Consider the following 14,106-nt stretch of genomic DNA (forward strand, 5'->3'; position numbering starts at 1 on the left):
ACCCACCAAGCGTGACATATAGGGGGAGTACCGCCGAAGGCGGGGAGGGGGGAGGCCAGACGCTACGTGGGCCTCGCGACGCGTCAGCCCTCCCCCTCCGTCAGCGGCCTGCGGCCGCTGCCACCTCCCCCTACAGGGGAGGAGAGGCCGTCTTGGCTCTTGGCTCTTCGGTAACCTCCCACGCGCCTCATGCCCTCCTTGCCCTCTCCCATTGGCGACGTCTCGTTCCGGCTGTTTTCCGGGGATGACGACTTTCCCGGGATGGTCCGGGTCGTCGACGCGGCCAGCGAGGCCGACGGGATCGACCGTTCGATCACGGTGGAAGAGACCAGGCAGTATTACCAGCACCTGACCAACTGCGATCCGCTCACCGACGTGCTCGTCGCCGAGGACCCCACCGGCATCGTCGGGTACTCCCGGGTCACCTGGCGGGTGGAAACGGCCACGAACATGCGGGCCATGGAGCAGTTCGGCTGGATCGATCCCCGGGCACGCGGCCGCGGTCTCGGCACGGCGATGCTCGAGTGGTGTGAGGATCGGCTGCGCGAGATCGCCGGGGGTACGCCGCATGACGGACCCACCGAGTTCCGGTCCTGGTACGACGAGCGGGAGACCGAGAAGCAGGCCCTTCTCACCGACCACGGCTACTCGGTGTCGGAGGTGGATGCCGAGATGACCCGCTCGCTCGACGAGCCGATCCCGGATCGTCCGTTGCCGGATGGCCTGCGCATCGTGCCCAAGACCATCGACGATGCCCGTGAGGTCTTCGACGCCGATACCGAAGCCTTCCGAGACCACGTCGGGTTCGCCGAGGCATCGGAGGAGGACTACCAGGACTTCCTCACCGGCCACTACAGCAAGAACCCGTCCTTGTGGAAGGTCGCCGAGGACGGCGAGGGCATTGCGGGCATGGTGCTCAACTACGTCGACGAAGCCCACAACGATAAGTTCGGTCGCCGCCGCGGCATCACCGAGTCGATCTCCACTCAGCGGCGTTGGCGTGGCAAGGGACTCGCCAAGGCGCTGATCGCGGAGAGCATGCGGATGTTCAAGGACATTGGGATGACCGAGGTGGCGCTGGGGGTTCACACGACGAACCCCACCGGGGCGTTCCAGCTGTACCAGGGACTCGGCTACGAAGTGGTCGCCCGGTCGTACGCGGTTCGCAAGCCGTTCGACTGATCAGCCGCCGAACGCCCAGTCCGTCACTCGCTGCCGCTCCTCATCGGTCATCGCGGTGATGTTGCCCAGTGGCATGAACCCGTTGTCGACCACCCGGCCGATGGTGATGGCGAACGGTAGGGCGTCCTCCTTGGTGTCGAACACGATCCCCTTGGGCGCTTCAGTGAAGCCCGCCTGAGTGGTGGTGCGAGAGTGGCACGAGGCGCACCGAGCGTCGATGATGGACATGATCTCGTCGGGGACCTCGGTGGGCGGGTCGCCGCCCTGCTGGGGCACGGTGACGACGGCGAGGGCGATCATCCCGGCTACCGCCGCCGGCAGGATCCACACGTTGAGGTGCCCCTGGCCCCGCAGGTTGAACCAGTGGCGCACCAGGGCCCCGATCACGCTGAGTGCCGCCAGCAGCCCCCAGTTCCACTCGCTGCCGAAGGTCATCGGAAAGTGGATGCTCACCATGATGAACACCACCGGCAGCGTCAGGTAGTTGTTGTGCAGAGAGCGTCGGGCGGCGTCCTTGAGGGGTTTCGGGTCAGGGGTCTCGCCGCGGGTCATGGCGTCGACCATCCGGCGCTGCGCCGGGATGATGTCGGCGAACACGTTGGCCGTCATCAGGGTTCCGAGTACCGCTCCGACGTGGATGTAGGCGGCCCGGCCGGTGAGGATCTGCGAGAAGCCGTAGGCCAGGGCGCCGACGGCGACCACGCCTATCGCGGCTAGCAACCCTGGCCGGGTGCCGAGCGGACTCTTACACAGCAGGTCATATACGAACCATGCGACGAGCATCGACCCGATACCGATCCCGATCAGCGCCAGGCGGGACAGGTCGGCGCGTGACGGATCGACGGAGGTGCCGATCGGCCCGAGCCAGTAGACGAGGGCGAGCAGGGCGAACCCGCTCAGCCAGGTGGCATACGCCTCCCACTTGAACCAGTGCAGCTTCGCGGGTAGCGACTCCGGGGCGACCTCGTACTTGAGCACCCGGTAGAAGCCGCCGCCGTGTACGGACCACAGCTCGCCGGCTACCCCCTCATCGCCCGACTCGGGTTTGCGGATGTGGTTGTTGAGCCAGTTGAAGTAGAAGGAGGTCCCGATCCAGGCGATGCCGACGATCACGTGCGTCCACCGGATGGCGAGATCCAGCCACTGGTGGGCGTGCCCGTCGAACACTCAGGAACCCCGATAGGTGCTGTAGCCGAACGGGCTCAAAAGGAGCGGCACGTGGTGATGCTCGGCCACGTCGGTCACCCGGAATTCGATCGTCACCTCCGGGAAGAAGGCGGCATCGCCGTGATAGGCGCCGGTGTCGAAGCGGATCCGATAGGTGCCCTCGGCCAGCATGCTGCCGTCGGAGAGGAGGGCGCGCCCGTCGGCGTCGGTCGCGGTTTCCACGAGGGTGATGATGGCGCTGTCGTCACGGAACTCGAGGGTCACCGGTACGCCCGCAGCAGGACGACCCGCAGCAGTGTCGAGTACATGAGTCGTGATGCCAGCCATGGCAAAAGAGGCTAGTGAGGAACGCTCAACGCTGAACGCTCAACGCAAGACCCGACGGCCTCTGGCGTTGAGCGTTACGCGTTGAGCGTGCCGCCTCCGAGCATCTTCCGCAGCCTCAGGTTTGTGATCCTTGCCTGTTCGGTGGCGGCCATGCCCAGTTCGGTGAGTTCGTCGTTGGCGAGGCGCTCGCGGCACAGGGCGAGCATCTCCTCGCCGGTCTTGCCACTGGCAAACACGATGAACGTGTATCCGAAGCGGTCCTCGTACGCCTCGTTGGCTTCTGCGAGCGCCGTAGCCAGCTCGCTGTCGTCACCTACGGCCGACTGTTCGTCACGGGACCAGGCCGTGTGGGTGTCGTTGCCGGCCCACCGCTCACCGATCTTCGGATGGGAGGCGAAGGCCTCCATCCAGTCCTCTGAGGTCAGTTCCCACCACTGCTCCTCGGCGTCGGCGAGCAAGTGGGCGAGTTCCTGATAGGGCCGCCCCTCGGTCATCGCCGCGGCCCACGCCGTCGAGGCGCAGCAGTCGAGGAACGCCGCGGTGGCGTCGCCGGGATCGGCGCGGTTCAGGTCAGCGATATCCACGGAGCGTCACTGGTGCCGTGCGCCCGGAAGCGGGCGACTCCACCGTCCGGATAGATGTCGAGTCTGAGGTGGGTGAACGGCCCGGCCACCGCCAGCTCCGAGAAGCGATGGCGACGGTGCGGCTGGAGCGGCGTCTCGGGCAGGAGCGTCGCCCAGTCGGCGAATCGCAGGTCGTCGAGGGAGGCGTCGGGAGCATCGATCCCCTCGACCTGGGCCGAGCCCGGGGCGTTGCCCTTGAAGTGGGTGGTGTCGATCTCCACCCGCGACACCGTACCCCGGCCGGCGAGGCGGATCACCGCCCAGTCGTTGCCTTCCCCCCGGCGTCGCTTGGTCTCCCAGCCATCCCACATGCCCCTCGGCTTCCCGCCCACGAGCATCCGGTTGGGTGACGAGTAGTGACGGTCGGAGCAGTCGATGGCGCGGCCACCGCTGTGCAGGGCGGCGAGGTCGACCTCGGTCCTGCCGTCGAGCAGACCCGTCGGGGGGACCGGCTCGCCGAGCAGTCGAAGTCGAGCGACCCCGCCATCGGGGAAGATCACCAGGCGGGCATGGGAGGTGGGCGCGTCGTGGTCCGGTATTGGCACGTCGTTGACGGTGTCGCCGTCGAGCAGGTGCCGTTCCACGAGGGTCTCCCAGCGCTGAGCGTCTCGGGCCAGTTCGACCAGGTCGGGCCTTCCCGGCAGGTCGATCCGCTCGATGGAGCAGGCATCGGGGTAGTTGCCGGTGAAAAACGAAGTGTCGACGACCGCGTGGCGGATGATCCCGCGCACTCCGAGCCGGACGATCGCCCAGTCGTGGCCGGCCTCACGGCGTCGCCGCGTCTCCCACCCGTCCATCCACTTTCCCCGGTTGGTGTACTCACCGGGTTTCCACACCGGGAGAGCGTCGCTGACGAGATTCTCCTTGGGGGCGAAAAAGTCGTCGTTGGCGGCAACCACCTGCCCGCCCACCCGGTCGGAGGCGAGGTCGACCAGCATGTCGAAGCGTTCGTCCATCACCTGCTCCTCAGGAGTCGTCCGGGCCGGGCAGCCTCGTCGGCACCGGGACCGTAGACCATGGTGCCGCGGACGTAGGTGCTGTGTACCACCCCGGACAGCTCCCTGCCGTGATACGGCGTGTGGGGGTGGCGCTGCCGCAGGGTCGCGGCGTCGACGGTGAACCGTTGGTCTGGATCCCACACGGCGAGATCGGCTCGCATCCCCGGCTCGATGCGGCCGGTGCGGAGGCCGACGAACCGCGCCGGTGCCGCACACAGCCACTCGACGATGTCGGCGATGTCGTGCCCGCGGCGGCGAGCCTCGGTCCACATTGCGGGGAGTCGCAGTTCCAGCGAGGCGATGCCGCCCCATGCCCGGTCGAACCCGCCCACTTTGAGGTCGCCCGGGCACGGCGAGTGGTCCGAAACCACCAGGTCGATGATCCCCGAGCCGAGCGCCGACCACAGCGCATCCTGATTGGCGCGGTCGCGGATGGGCGGCGCGCACTTCCACGAGGCATCGTCAGGAGCCTCGCCAGCGTCGAGGGTGAGGTAATGGGGGCAGGTCTCGACGGTGAGGGGGAGTGCGTCGACTCGGGCGCGGGCGAGTGAGTCGATGGCCGCGGCGGCGGAGAGGTGGAGCACGTGAGCCGGCGAACCGGTGGAGGCGACGGCGGCGATGAGCACCTCGATGGCCTCCACCTCGGCGGCGGGCGGTCGTGATGCCAGGTAGGAGGCGTAGTCGGGTCCGGCCTCCGGGGCCCGATTGAGTACGGTCGGGGATTCGGCGTGGACGATCAGCGGGAGCCCGGTGCGGCCTGTGGCCTCCAGGGCCCGGGGCAGCTGGTCGATGCCGATGTTGGGGAACTCGTCGACACCCGACGGCGACAGGAAGGCCTTGAAGCCGAACACCCCGGCCTCGGCGAGGGCAGGGACCTGGGCCTCACTGCCCGGGATGAGTCCGCCCCAGAAACCCACGTCGACCCGGATCTGTGGCGCGGCAGCAGCCCGCTTCTGGTCGAGGGCATCGGGCGTGACGGTCGGCGGGATCGAGTTGAGCGGCATGTCGACGATGACGGCGACCCCGCCGGCGGCTGCGGCATCGGTGGCGGTGGCGAACCCCTCCCACTCGGTCCGGCCCGGCTCGTTGACGTGGACATGGGTGTCGACGAGGGCGGGCATGACCACGAGGTCACCGTGGTCGTCAACCGGCCCGGCTGGCGGTCGCTCGGCAACGCCGACGATGAGCCCATCCTCGACGATCACCACCGCCGGTCGCAGACCACCGTCGACGAAGACCCGGGAGCTGGTGATGGCGCGGCGGGACATTGATGGTCATTGTGGTGCATCAATGCGCAGAAAACGCTCAACGCTCAACGCTCAACGCTCAACGCAAGACTCGACGACCTCTGGCGTTGAGCGTTGAGCGTTGACGGTCTCCGTCAGCTACACGGGAGCCTTGTCGCCCACGCGGCGAGTTCGTCCACTCGCTGGCTTGCCTCGAGCAGTCTCTCGGCTGGCAGGTCGCCTGCGATCACGGCGCGCATGATCGCCGCAACCACTTCCTCGACGACCTCGGGGTCTTCGAGGAGCAGCAGGTCGGCGCCGGCTTCGAGGGCCATGAGGGCGATCTCTCCCGCGTCGCCCAGTTCTTCGAGCGCAGTCATCGACAGGGCATCGGTGATGGCGACGCCGCCGAAGGAGAACTCGTCGCGCAGGATGCGATACACCGGAGCCGACAGCGACGCCGGACGCAGGGCGTCGAGCGCCGGGTACACCGGATGGCCCACCAGCACCGCCGGTGCGCCGGCGGCGAAGGCGTCGACGAACGGCGGCCAGTCGATCCGCTCCAGATCGATCCGCTCGGAGAAGATGACCGAGGTTTCGTAGTGCGGGTCGGTCTCGGAGCCGCCATGGCCGGGGAAATGCTTGGGTACGGGAACCACACCCGCTTCGAGCAGACCGGTGACGAAGGCGGCTCCGATGGCGCCGACGAGGACGGGGTCGTCGCCCAGGTGCCGCGTGCGTAGTGACGGGTTGTCGATGGCGACCACGTCGATGACCGGCGCCAGGTCCACGTTGATGCCGAAGGCGAGCATCTCGGCGCCTAGTGTCACCGCCGCCGCGTGGATCTCGTCGAGCGTCATCTCCAGCGCCTCTTCCGGGAGGGGCAGCGGGGTGACCATGTCGTCGGTGAGGCGTCTGACGATCGGGGAGAACTCCTGGTCGATGGCGATCAGCGCGGGCCCGTCGACGGCGCAGGCGATGTCGTTGGTGAGGGCGCGGAGTTGGTCCAGGTCCTCGATATTCGGTTTGAACAGGATCATCGCCCTCCCGCCGCGCTCCAGGTGCTGTCGTTCGAGGAAGCCGAGGGCGAGGTCCTCCGGGGTGGTCATCAGGATGCTGCGAGCGAGGCGTTCGATCTCTGGCGCGGTCAGACCGGGCGGGAGCGTCGTGGTGCTCGTGGTGGTGGCGACCAGGCTGGAGGTGGTGGTGGGAGCGGGCGGAGCCGAGGTGGCGGTCGTCGTGCTGTGGTTGGCTGCCGGGGCGGTGCAGGCAGTGACGACGAGGGCGGCGGTGAGCAGCGGCCGGTGGCGCCGGTTCAGAGCGGTGACCCGTAGCTGTGGGGTTCCAGCCCGTCCTCGTCCTGTACGCGGCGGACCAGATCCATGTACCGGGTGACGCCGAGCAGTTGGCGGTCGAGTAGCGCCCCGAGGTGCTCGGTGGCGTAGGCGGTGGCCTCCTCCAGGTAGCGGGACGGGTCGTCGGCCCGGTCCAGGTACAGCATGCGCGTCCAGTACGAATTGATGACGAGGGTCTGGAACGCCTGGATGGTGCTGTTGCGTTCGAGCGCGGCCAGCGGACGCATGTAGAACAGCACGGCGAACAGGAGGATCGACGCGCCGGCGAGTGCCGCCACCACGCCCGCCCGGGGCCACTCGAAGCCGGATTCGGGCACCGCCACCGCCACCCGCACAGCAGCGATCATCGCCCCGAGGGCGACGAGGAACACGACGAGGAAGACCCACTTCATCGTGGTGAAGGCGAACCGATGGCTTCGGGCGGCGGTGGCGAAGTCGTCCCGATTGGCAGTGATGATCTCGCGGGCGAGGGCGTCGATGGTCGCGGCCGGGGGCTGAGTGTCTGCTGCCTCTGATGCGCTCATCCGGACCTCATCGGGTGCCTGGCGCAATGTAGTGGACCACTAGTTGGGAGGCACCGTCGAGTCGGCGAGACGCTGCAGGCTGCTCGACACGGTCACCGGCCAGTCGTCGACGGTGCGAGGCTCCAGGCTGGTCGCCTCGTTTGGTAGGGCGTCGATGGCGTCGAGCGCCCGCTGGCGGATCTCGGCGAGCGGCGGGGCCGCCGCCACCCGCTCCCCGGCGACCATCGCCGGTTGCAGCAGCGGCACGTGGCCGTCGAACGTCTCGTCGGCCAGGGCGAGGACGTCGCCGTCCGGCCCCCGGAACACTTGCTTGATCCCGGGGAGGGTCACCTTGCCGAGTGAGGCCTTGTAGCGGGGGGTCCCGCGGTCGTCCACCAGCTTGTAGACGATGTCGAGGCTGGGGGCGTCGTCGCTGGTGACCATCGACGTGCCGATGCCGAATCCATCGATGGGGGCACCACCGTCGACGAGTCTCGCCACCTCGTGCTCGTCGAGGCCGCTGGAGGCGATGATCCCGACCTCGGTGTGCCCGGCGTCGTCGAGCACCTGCCGCACCCGGACGGCCAGGTCGCCGAGGTCCCCCGAGTCGAGCCGGACGGCACGCACCGTGATGTCCTCGCTGGCCAGGTCGGTGATCACCTTGGCGGCGATGCGGGCCCCGGCGACGGTGTCGTAGGTGTCGATGAGGAACACGATGTCGTCATCGGCAAAGGTGCGGGCGAAGGATCGGAAGGCCGATTCCTCATCGGGGTGAGCCAGGACGAAGGAATGAGCCATGGTGCCGGTGATCGGGATCCCGTAGGCGGTCCCGGCCAGCACCAGCGACGAGGCGACCGCTCCGCCGATGTAGGACGCCCGTGCCGCTTTGAGGGCGGCGTCGGCTCCGTGGGCGCGGCGGGACCCGAAGTCGACGAAGCGGCGCCCCCGCGCCGCCAGATACATCCGCGCCGCCTTCGAGGCGATCATGGTCTGGAAGCCAAGGGCGTTGAGCAGGAACGTCTCCACCAGCTGAGCGTGGATGACCGGAGCGGTGACCCGCATCAGCGGCTCGGACGGGTAGGCGATGGTCCCTTCCGGCATGGCGTGGACCGTCCCGGCAAAACCGAAGTCCGCCAGGTAGTCCAGGAAGTCGGCGCTGAAGGTGCGTTCCGAGTCCAGGTAGCGCAGGGCCTCGGGGGTGAAGCGAAGCCGCTCCAGGTAGGTGAGGGCGGTATCGAGCCCGGCCACCACCATGAACCGGCGCTGGGGCGGCAGCCCGCGGACCCACAGCTCGAAGGTCACCTCGTGGTCGAAGCCGTCCTGCAGGTAGGCGGCGGCCATGGTGAGCTCATACAGGTCGGTGAGCAGTGACGCGTTGTCGTCGTCGACCCAGGCCACGGTCAAGCGACCCGAACTCCGGAGGCGACCATCACGGCCTTGGCGGTTTCGCCGTCCCCGGCTTCCAACTCCACGGCGCGCACCGCCTCGTCGATGACGGTGGTCTCGTAGCCGAGGCGGGCACTGTCGAGGGCGGTCTCCTTGACGCAGTAGTCGGTGGCCAGGCCGACGACGATCACTCGCTCGATGCCCACCTCGATGAGGATCTCGTCGAGGCCGGTCGATGTCACCGCCTCGGGGTCGAGGGGATCGCGCATGGAGAAGGCTGAGTAGCCGTCCTCGCCGTTGGACCCCTTGCGGATGCGGGCGGCGTCTTCGAGCACCAGCAGATCGGCGTGCAACTCGGCGCCCCAGGTGTCCTCAACCCCGTGAACCGGCCAGGTACCGCCATCCTTGGCGAAGTGCGGGGTGGTCTCGGGGTGCCAGTCCTGGGAGTAGACGACCAGAGCCCCGGCCTCGGTGGCGGCGGTTATGTGCTCGTTGATGGTGCTGATCACCTGATCGCCCTCATGGACGAAGAGGCTCCCGTCCGGGTGGGCGAAGTCGTTCTGGACGTCGACGACGATGAGCGCGGTGCGTCCGTCGTAGTTCATGCCAGGGCCTCTCGAATCAGCTGGGCGGTCTCGCCAAGCCTATCGGCCGCCGCCGAGTCGCCGGACGGGAAGGGGATGGGTCCCTCCAGGTTCGACGGGATCAGGTGGATGTGGGCGTGGGGTACTTCGTCGCCGATGACGAAGGTGTAGATCCGCTCGCATCCCATGGCGTCGCGCAGTGTCGTTCCGATGGTGCGCGCCACCGACCACAGATGGGCGTACTCGTCCTCCGGCAGGTCGAACAGTTGGTCCACCTCGAGACGCGGGATGACCAGCGTGTGGCCCTCGGCGCGCGGGTTGATGTCGAGGATGGCGAACACCCGATCGTCCTCATAGACGATGTGACCGGGTATCTCCCCGCCAGCGATCCGGCTGAAGATGGACATGGAGAGCCAGGATAGAGATGAGGTACGAGGGGCGAGACAACGGAGAAGACGCCCAACGCTTAACGCTCAACGCCAGAGGTCTTCGGGCCTTGCGTTGAGCGTTAAGCGTTGAACGTCTGTCCGGACCCGACAAGCTTGAGCCAAGCGTTACCCGAGCGTGACCCCCAACCCCTTTGCCTCCGCCGCTTCGAGCGCCGCCATGCCGGCGGCGACGTCCTGGCTGGCGATGCCTACCGACTTGAAGAAGGTGATCTCGTCGGCGGTGGTGCGTCCCTTCTCGCGACCGTGGATGAGGTCGGCCATCGTGGTCGACGGATCGACGCCCGCCTGGAGGAGGTCTCCGGCTTCGGCGAGTGCGGCCTCGATGTCGTCGACCACCACCCGGGCCGCTCGCACAGTGTCGGGGGGTATCTCGCACATCTCAGGGGTGAAAGCGCCGACAGCGTTGATGTGGGTGCCCTGTCTGACCGCATCGGCGGCGAACAGCGGCTCTCGGGACGGTGTGGCCGTCGACACCACATCCGCATCCGACACGGCATCGGCGGCTCTATCGACGGCGGTACCGCCGATCCGCTCGGCGAGGGCTGCGGCATTGGCGCGGCTCCGGCTCCACACGAGCACGTCGTGAATCGGACGCACCTCCTTGACCGCCATCACCTGGTCGTAGGCCATCGCCCCGGCACCGAGCATCGCCATCGTCCGGCTGTCGGGCCGGGCGAGATACCGGGTGGCAAGCCCGGCGCCAGCCGCGGTCCGGATGGCTGTGAGGGTCGGCCCATCGACGAGTCCCCGGCAGGCGCCTTCGTCGTCGAACACGGCAACAATGCCAAACGGCTTGCCGGGGACGGTGGACACCACCTTGACCCCGGTTGACGACCCTACCCGCCCCGACATGAAGAGCGCTACCCCCAAGAGGGTGCGCAGCGGCGTTTCTCGATCGTCGGAGAAGGCGGAGACCATCGCCTCGATGGCGGCGGACATCGACAGGGCTTCACGGGTCGCTTTGGCGTCGAGGTAGCGCATACGGGGACGCTACCCCGCGCCGAGTCCCGGCTCTTGCGTAAGGGGGTGGTAATCGGGGCGCGTCCTGTGACACAGTCGGCTTCACCTGCGATGGCTGAGCGAGTAGCCTTACTAATCACAATATGTAAGGAGACGAGTTGGACTCCGTGGCGAAGATCACATCGAAGGGCCAGGTGACGGTTCCAAAGGCAGTGCGTGACGCCTTGGGGATCGAACGAGGCGACACCATTGTCTTCCGGGTTGAGGGCAACCGTGCGGTCGTGGCCAAGACACCGCATTTCCTCGACCTTGCCGGGGCGATCGGCGTGCCTGCCGCAAAGCGCAACGTCGCCTGGGACGAGGTGCTGCGACAGACGAGGACGGATCGGGCGAAGACGCGCCGGTGACCGCGTTCGTGGACACGAACATCTTGATCCGCCACCTAACGGGCGATCCACCGGAAGCGGCCGCCCGAGCGACCGCGTACCTGCGGAGCAGCCCGACGCTGCTGCTGACCGATGTGGTCGCCGCCGAAACGATCTTCGTCTTGGAGTCTTACTACGAGGCGCCGCGGAACCAGGTTGCCAACGCGTTGCGCTCGCTGCTGGCGTTCGAGACGGTGCTGTGCGTCGATACAGCACTGCTGCTGCGTGCCGTCGAGGTGTACGAGACCGACCGCATCGATTTTGCCGAGGCGTACCTGGTGGCATGCGCTGAGACCACCGGAGTAAGCCGCATCCTCTCGTTCGATCGATCCCTGGATCGAGTCGGCACGGTCACCCGCGTGGAGCCGTAGCGGCAGCCGTCCGAGGGGTGGTTGGTCCGTGGTCCTATTCTTGATCCTTCGCGTTCCGGTCTTGGGCGCATTCTTAGTGGGCGATAGCGGCACCTCACCGCGGCCCGTCAGCGTGGCAGTACTGTCCAGGGTTGACAGGCCTGGTAGTCGATCAGGCCGAGAATGTCGTCTCGCGTCGGCGCCGACTCGGTGAGCACTCCCAGGTCGCGGAGGCACCGTTCCGCCTCGGCGTACCACAGTGCAAGGTCCGACTCTGTCGGCGCCCGGATGTCGTGCCACCGGCGATACACCGGGTCAAGGAGCCGGGCCTGGCAGTCGTCGGCGATGGCCAAGTGGTGCGCCTCTTCCTCAGAGCTCGTGCATTCCGGAACCCGCATCCCGTAGGTGAGGAACTCGCGGGGGTGGTATCCCGGGATCACGATGAGGCCAGTTCTCAGATCATCTGCGTGGAACGGGCCGTCCACCCTGAACACTGTGTGTGTCTCCACGCACGCGATTGTGTTGAGAACCGCACGTTCGTAGTCGGCGAAGGTCACGTGTTCGGGGTTGTCAACTCTGGGCGGGAGCAGATCGTCGAATCTCGAGTCCGGCGAGTCGTCGAAGCTTGAGGGCACGTAGTTGTTCGTGGCAACAGTCTCAGAGGTTGGCCCCGGGACCGACGGGTCCGCCGTTCGGTCCGGCGGGGGTGGGGCGGTCTCAGAACACGCCCCTATGAGGGTGACCGCCACCGCAACGGCCGCTATCGCCGTGCGTCCGCCGTACCGGTACGCGGGGTCGTTCAGCCTCTCTTGTGGACTCCCTCTCACCTCGACCTCCGAGCGGTGCAGGTCTCGGCAGGCACCCTCGTCGTCGAACACCGCTACGACACTGCACGGCTTTCCGGGGACGGTTGACACCACCTCGATGCCGGTCGAAGAGCCGACCCTCGCCGAAATGAACAGCGATGACCCGAGCAGGTTCCGCAACGGCGTCTCGCGGTCGTCGGAGAGAGCCGGCACCATCGCCTCGATCGCCGCAGACATCGACAGGGCTTCACGGGTGACGTCAGCGTCGAGGTAGCGCATCGTGGAACGCTACCCAACGGGCCGCGTGCCTCGGCGGCCATTCGGTAACCCGCTAGGCGGATCGAGCTTCCCCCGTTGGGCCAGCGACCGCGCGCAAAGAAGGAGCTCTCCGTCTTGCGTATCGGGTTGTGAGCACCCACCGAGCGTGAGAGCGCAGCGGCGGGAAGATGAGGGACCAGAGATCGTCTCGGGTCCACCTGTCACTCCAGCCTCACTCTGGTCCAGGGGAACGAATCAGTGAGGCTGTTGCGCGCACAAGCATTGTCAGCGGCTTGGGTCGCCACGATGCTCCCCTCCTTGAAGCGTGCCGGGAGCGGATTGTGTTGACAGATGCAGGGGGGGGGGCTATCCTGATTATGGGCGTGTGACCGAAAGGAGAACATGCATGCATGCAAGGACTGCTGATCGGACGACGATTCTGATCGTCATCTTGGTGGCGACACTTGTATTGGGTGTCGCCTTTTGGGCGGCGCCGGATGCCGGAGCCTCGGGGAGCCACGGACAGACTTGGAGCTTTACCCAGAGCGGGGTCGTGGCGAAGTTTCGTGGCTATCACTACAACAGCGCGTACGACCAGCCGGGCGCATGGACAACCAACATCGACACGACTTGTTACGAGGCTGTGCGGTTGACTCACTCTCAGGCACAACTGGGCTGGTACTACGGGTATCCGACGGCCTACTCCGCCATGGGTCCGGTTGGTGCCGTGACGGTTTCGAGCCTACATCGCGGGTGGCACTGTTTGAACGACGCAACAGCTACGTACACCCTCAACTGACTTGGGAAGCGAGTAGGTGATGGGATATCGCCACTGGTTGGCGTTCACCGTGGTCGTGCTGCTGGCGGGTTGCGGTGGTTCACCTGCTCCCGCAGTCTCTCCTATCTCGTCGATCCCGTTCGATGAGATCAGGTCGCCCCATTTCATCGGACCGGATGCCCTCGATCCGGGCCCGGATAGGGGTGGCCGCGCGCTCAAGAGCGAGGTCTTTGCGGATGGTGTGGTCAGGTTCGACGAGTACGAGCGTGCAATGGACGCATACGCGCAGTGCGTCCGCGAGGAGGGGTTCCCGGTGGATGGTCCGTCGGTGCAGAGTCCACAGGTGGGTGCCCTTATCGCGCCGGGTGAGGACCCCGGCGATCTGCTCATCGTATCGTTCCCTGGTGTGTTCGACGCCTCGGAGTCGGAGCGCTTGTCACTGGCCGACATTCGGTGCCAGGAGGAATGGCGGTATGCGATCGAATTCGTGTGGCGCGAGCAGAACCGAGCAACCGGGGAGGACCTGCAGCGCTGGTTGGATAGGGCGTGGGAGTGTGCTCGGCTGCGGGGCTTCCCGCTGTCGGATCCGCCCACGGAGATCGAGGCCGTCATGTCGGCCCACGACGGGTTCGCCGGTGATGGCTGCGTGCCCTGGGAGTGAGGGTAGTCGTCGTGGGAGTGGACCTACCGGGAGCCGCTCCACGTAGCTGCTCGAGCCATCTGTAAAGT

At 67.0% G+C, this 14,106-nt stretch carries 17 protein-coding genes; 5 read left to right on the forward strand and 12 right to left on the reverse strand.

The genetic code is table 11. From position 1 onward, the window contains the following. Nucleotides 1–189: 189 nt before the first annotated feature. Nucleotides 190–1,182 (forward strand): GNAT family N-acetyltransferase, encoded by a 993-nt coding sequence (locus tag WEA29_07010; protein ID MEX2323504.1) that lies wholly within the window; start codon nt 190–192, stop codon nt 1,180–1,182. On the opposite strand, the gene WEA29_07015 is transcribed toward WEA29_07010, so the two are convergent. The 11 genes from WEA29_07015 to WEA29_07065 all read right to left on the reverse strand — a co-directional run bounded on the left by WEA29_07015 (nt 1,183) and on the right by WEA29_07065 (nt 10,781). Then, nucleotides 1,183–2,349 carry a urate hydroxylase PuuD gene (locus WEA29_07015; protein ID MEX2323505.1) on the reverse strand — a complete coding sequence of 389 codons (1,167 nt, stop codon included), beginning with the start codon at nt 2,347–2,349 and terminating at the stop codon, nt 1,183–1,185. After that, nucleotides 2,350–2,676, reverse strand: a complete 327-nt coding sequence (gene uraH, locus WEA29_07020; GenBank protein MEX2323506.1) for a hydroxyisourate hydrolase — start codon at nt 2,674–2,676, stop codon at nt 2,350–2,352. It abuts the gene before it with no gap. 74 nt (nt 2,677–2,750) lie between these two features. Next, complete coding sequence (gene uraD / locus WEA29_07025; GenBank protein MEX2323507.1) at nt 2,751–3,260, reverse strand: 2-oxo-4-hydroxy-4-carboxy-5-ureidoimidazoline decarboxylase; 510 nt, start codon at nt 3,258–3,260, stop codon at nt 2,751–2,753. After that, complete coding sequence (gene alc / locus WEA29_07030; protein MEX2323508.1) at nt 3,242–4,255, reverse strand: allantoicase; 1,014 nt, start codon at nt 4,253–4,255, stop codon at nt 3,242–3,244. The genes uraD and alc overlap by 19 nt, the downstream gene beginning before the upstream one ends. Beyond that, complete coding sequence (gene allB, locus WEA29_07035) at nt 4,255–5,565, reverse strand: allantoinase AllB (protein MEX2323509.1); 1,311 nt, start codon at nt 5,563–5,565, stop codon at nt 4,255–4,257. Before allB ends, alc begins: the two co-directional genes overlap by 1 nt. Before the next feature lie 113 nt (nt 5,566–5,678). Continuing rightward, entirely contained in the window at nt 5,679–6,632 is a 954-nt protein-coding gene (locus WEA29_07040; protein ID MEX2323510.1) for a glycoside hydrolase family 3 N-terminal domain-containing protein, read from the reverse strand. 206 nt (nt 6,633–6,838) lie between these two features. Further along, the gene (locus tag WEA29_07045; GenBank protein MEX2323511.1) at nt 6,839–7,402 is read right to left on the reverse strand and encodes a hypothetical protein; all 564 of its coding nucleotides are present in this window, start codon (nt 7,400–7,402) and stop codon (nt 6,839–6,841) included. A gap of 39 nt (nt 7,403–7,441) precedes the next feature. After that, entirely contained in the window at nt 7,442–8,779 is a 1,338-nt protein-coding gene (locus WEA29_07050; GenBank protein MEX2323512.1) for a nicotinate phosphoribosyltransferase, read from the reverse strand. Between the two features lie 2 nt (nt 8,780–8,781). Next, nucleotides 8,782–9,372 (reverse strand): isochorismatase family protein, encoded by a 591-nt coding sequence (locus tag WEA29_07055; protein MEX2323513.1) that lies wholly within the window; start codon nt 9,370–9,372, stop codon nt 8,782–8,784. Beyond that, nucleotides 9,369–9,758 carry an HIT family protein gene (locus tag WEA29_07060; protein MEX2323514.1) on the reverse strand — a complete coding sequence of 130 codons (390 nt, stop codon included), beginning with the start codon at nt 9,756–9,758 and terminating at the stop codon, nt 9,369–9,371. The genes WEA29_07055 and WEA29_07060 overlap by 4 nt, the downstream gene beginning before the upstream one ends. A 147-nt stretch (nt 9,759–9,905) precedes the next feature. Next, complete coding sequence (locus WEA29_07065; protein ID MEX2323515.1) at nt 9,906–10,781, reverse strand: ornithine cyclodeaminase; 876 nt, start codon at nt 10,779–10,781, stop codon at nt 9,906–9,908. Between the two features lie 146 nt (nt 10,782–10,927). Here WEA29_07065 and WEA29_07070 point away from each other — a divergent pair, with 146 nt between their 5' ends. Next, nucleotides 10,928–11,167 carry an AbrB/MazE/SpoVT family DNA-binding domain-containing protein gene (locus WEA29_07070; GenBank protein ID MEX2323516.1) on the forward strand — a complete coding sequence of 80 codons (240 nt, stop codon included), beginning with the start codon at nt 10,928–10,930 and terminating at the stop codon, nt 11,165–11,167. A gap of 8 nt (nt 11,168–11,175) precedes the next feature. Beyond that, nucleotides 11,176–11,556, forward strand: a complete 381-nt coding sequence (locus WEA29_07075; GenBank protein ID MEX2323517.1) for a PIN domain-containing protein — start codon at nt 11,176–11,178, stop codon at nt 11,554–11,556. Nucleotides 11,557–11,663: 107 nt separating this feature from the next. Here the strand turns inward: WEA29_07075 and WEA29_07080 are convergent, their stop codons facing one another. After that, nucleotides 11,664–12,620 (reverse strand): hypothetical protein, encoded by a 957-nt coding sequence (locus WEA29_07080; GenBank protein ID MEX2323518.1) that lies wholly within the window; start codon nt 12,618–12,620, stop codon nt 11,664–11,666. A gap of 385 nt (nt 12,621–13,005) precedes the next feature. Here WEA29_07080 and WEA29_07085 point away from each other — a divergent pair, with 385 nt between their 5' ends. Then, on the forward strand, nt 13,006–13,398 hold the full coding sequence (locus tag WEA29_07085; GenBank protein MEX2323519.1) for a hypothetical protein: 393 nt from the start codon (nt 13,006–13,008) through the stop codon (nt 13,396–13,398). Between the two features lie 19 nt (nt 13,399–13,417). Beyond that, nucleotides 13,418–14,038: a hypothetical protein gene (locus WEA29_07090; protein ID MEX2323520.1), complete on the forward strand. Its 621-nt coding sequence runs from the start codon at nt 13,418–13,420 to the stop codon at nt 14,036–14,038. Nucleotides 14,039–14,106: the final 68 nt, after the last annotated feature.

The sequence above is a fragment of the Acidimicrobiia bacterium genome (genome assembly GCA_040902765.1).
GTDB lineage: Bacteria > Actinomycetota > Acidimicrobiia > Spongiisociales > UBA11373 > DATKBG01.

What these genes read in the sequence shown, in the direction of transcription:
- WEA29_07010 (MEX2323504.1), top strand. Translation starts at nt 190, where the DNA reads ATGCCCTCCTTGCCCTCTCCCATTGGCGACGTCTCGTTCCGGCTGTTT.
- uraH (MEX2323506.1), bottom strand. Translation starts at nt 2,676, where the DNA reads ATGGCTGGCATCACGACTCATGTACTCGACACTGCTGCGGGTCGTCCT.
- alc (MEX2323508.1), bottom strand. Translation starts at nt 4,255, where the DNA reads ATGGACGAACGCTTCGACATGCTGGTCGACCTCGCCTCCGACCGGGTG.
- allB (MEX2323509.1), bottom strand. Translation starts at nt 5,565, where the DNA reads ATGTCCCGCCGCGCCATCACCAGCTCCCGGGTCTTCGTCGACGGTGGT.
- WEA29_07040 (MEX2323510.1), bottom strand. Translation starts at nt 6,632, where the DNA reads ATGACCACCCCGGAGGACCTCGCCCTCGGCTTCCTCGAACGACAGCAC.
- WEA29_07045 (MEX2323511.1), bottom strand. Translation starts at nt 7,402, where the DNA reads ATGAGCGCATCAGAGGCAGCAGACACTCAGCCCCCGGCCGCGACCATC.
- WEA29_07055 (MEX2323513.1), bottom strand. Translation starts at nt 9,372, where the DNA reads ATGAACTACGACGGACGCACCGCGCTCATCGTCGTCGACGTCCAGAAC.
- WEA29_07060 (MEX2323514.1), bottom strand. Translation starts at nt 9,758, where the DNA reads ATGTCCATCTTCAGCCGGATCGCTGGCGGGGAGATACCCGGTCACATC.
- WEA29_07065 (MEX2323515.1), bottom strand. Translation starts at nt 10,781, where the DNA reads ATGCGCTACCTCGACGCCAAAGCGACCCGTGAAGCCCTGTCGATGTCC.
- WEA29_07080 (MEX2323518.1), bottom strand. Translation starts at nt 12,620, where the DNA reads ATGCGCTACCTCGACGCTGACGTCACCCGTGAAGCCCTGTCGATGTCT.
- WEA29_07085 (MEX2323519.1), top strand. Translation starts at nt 13,006, where the DNA reads ATGCATGCAAGGACTGCTGATCGGACGACGATTCTGATCGTCATCTTG.
- WEA29_07090 (MEX2323520.1), top strand. Translation starts at nt 13,418, where the DNA reads ATGGGATATCGCCACTGGTTGGCGTTCACCGTGGTCGTGCTGCTGGCG.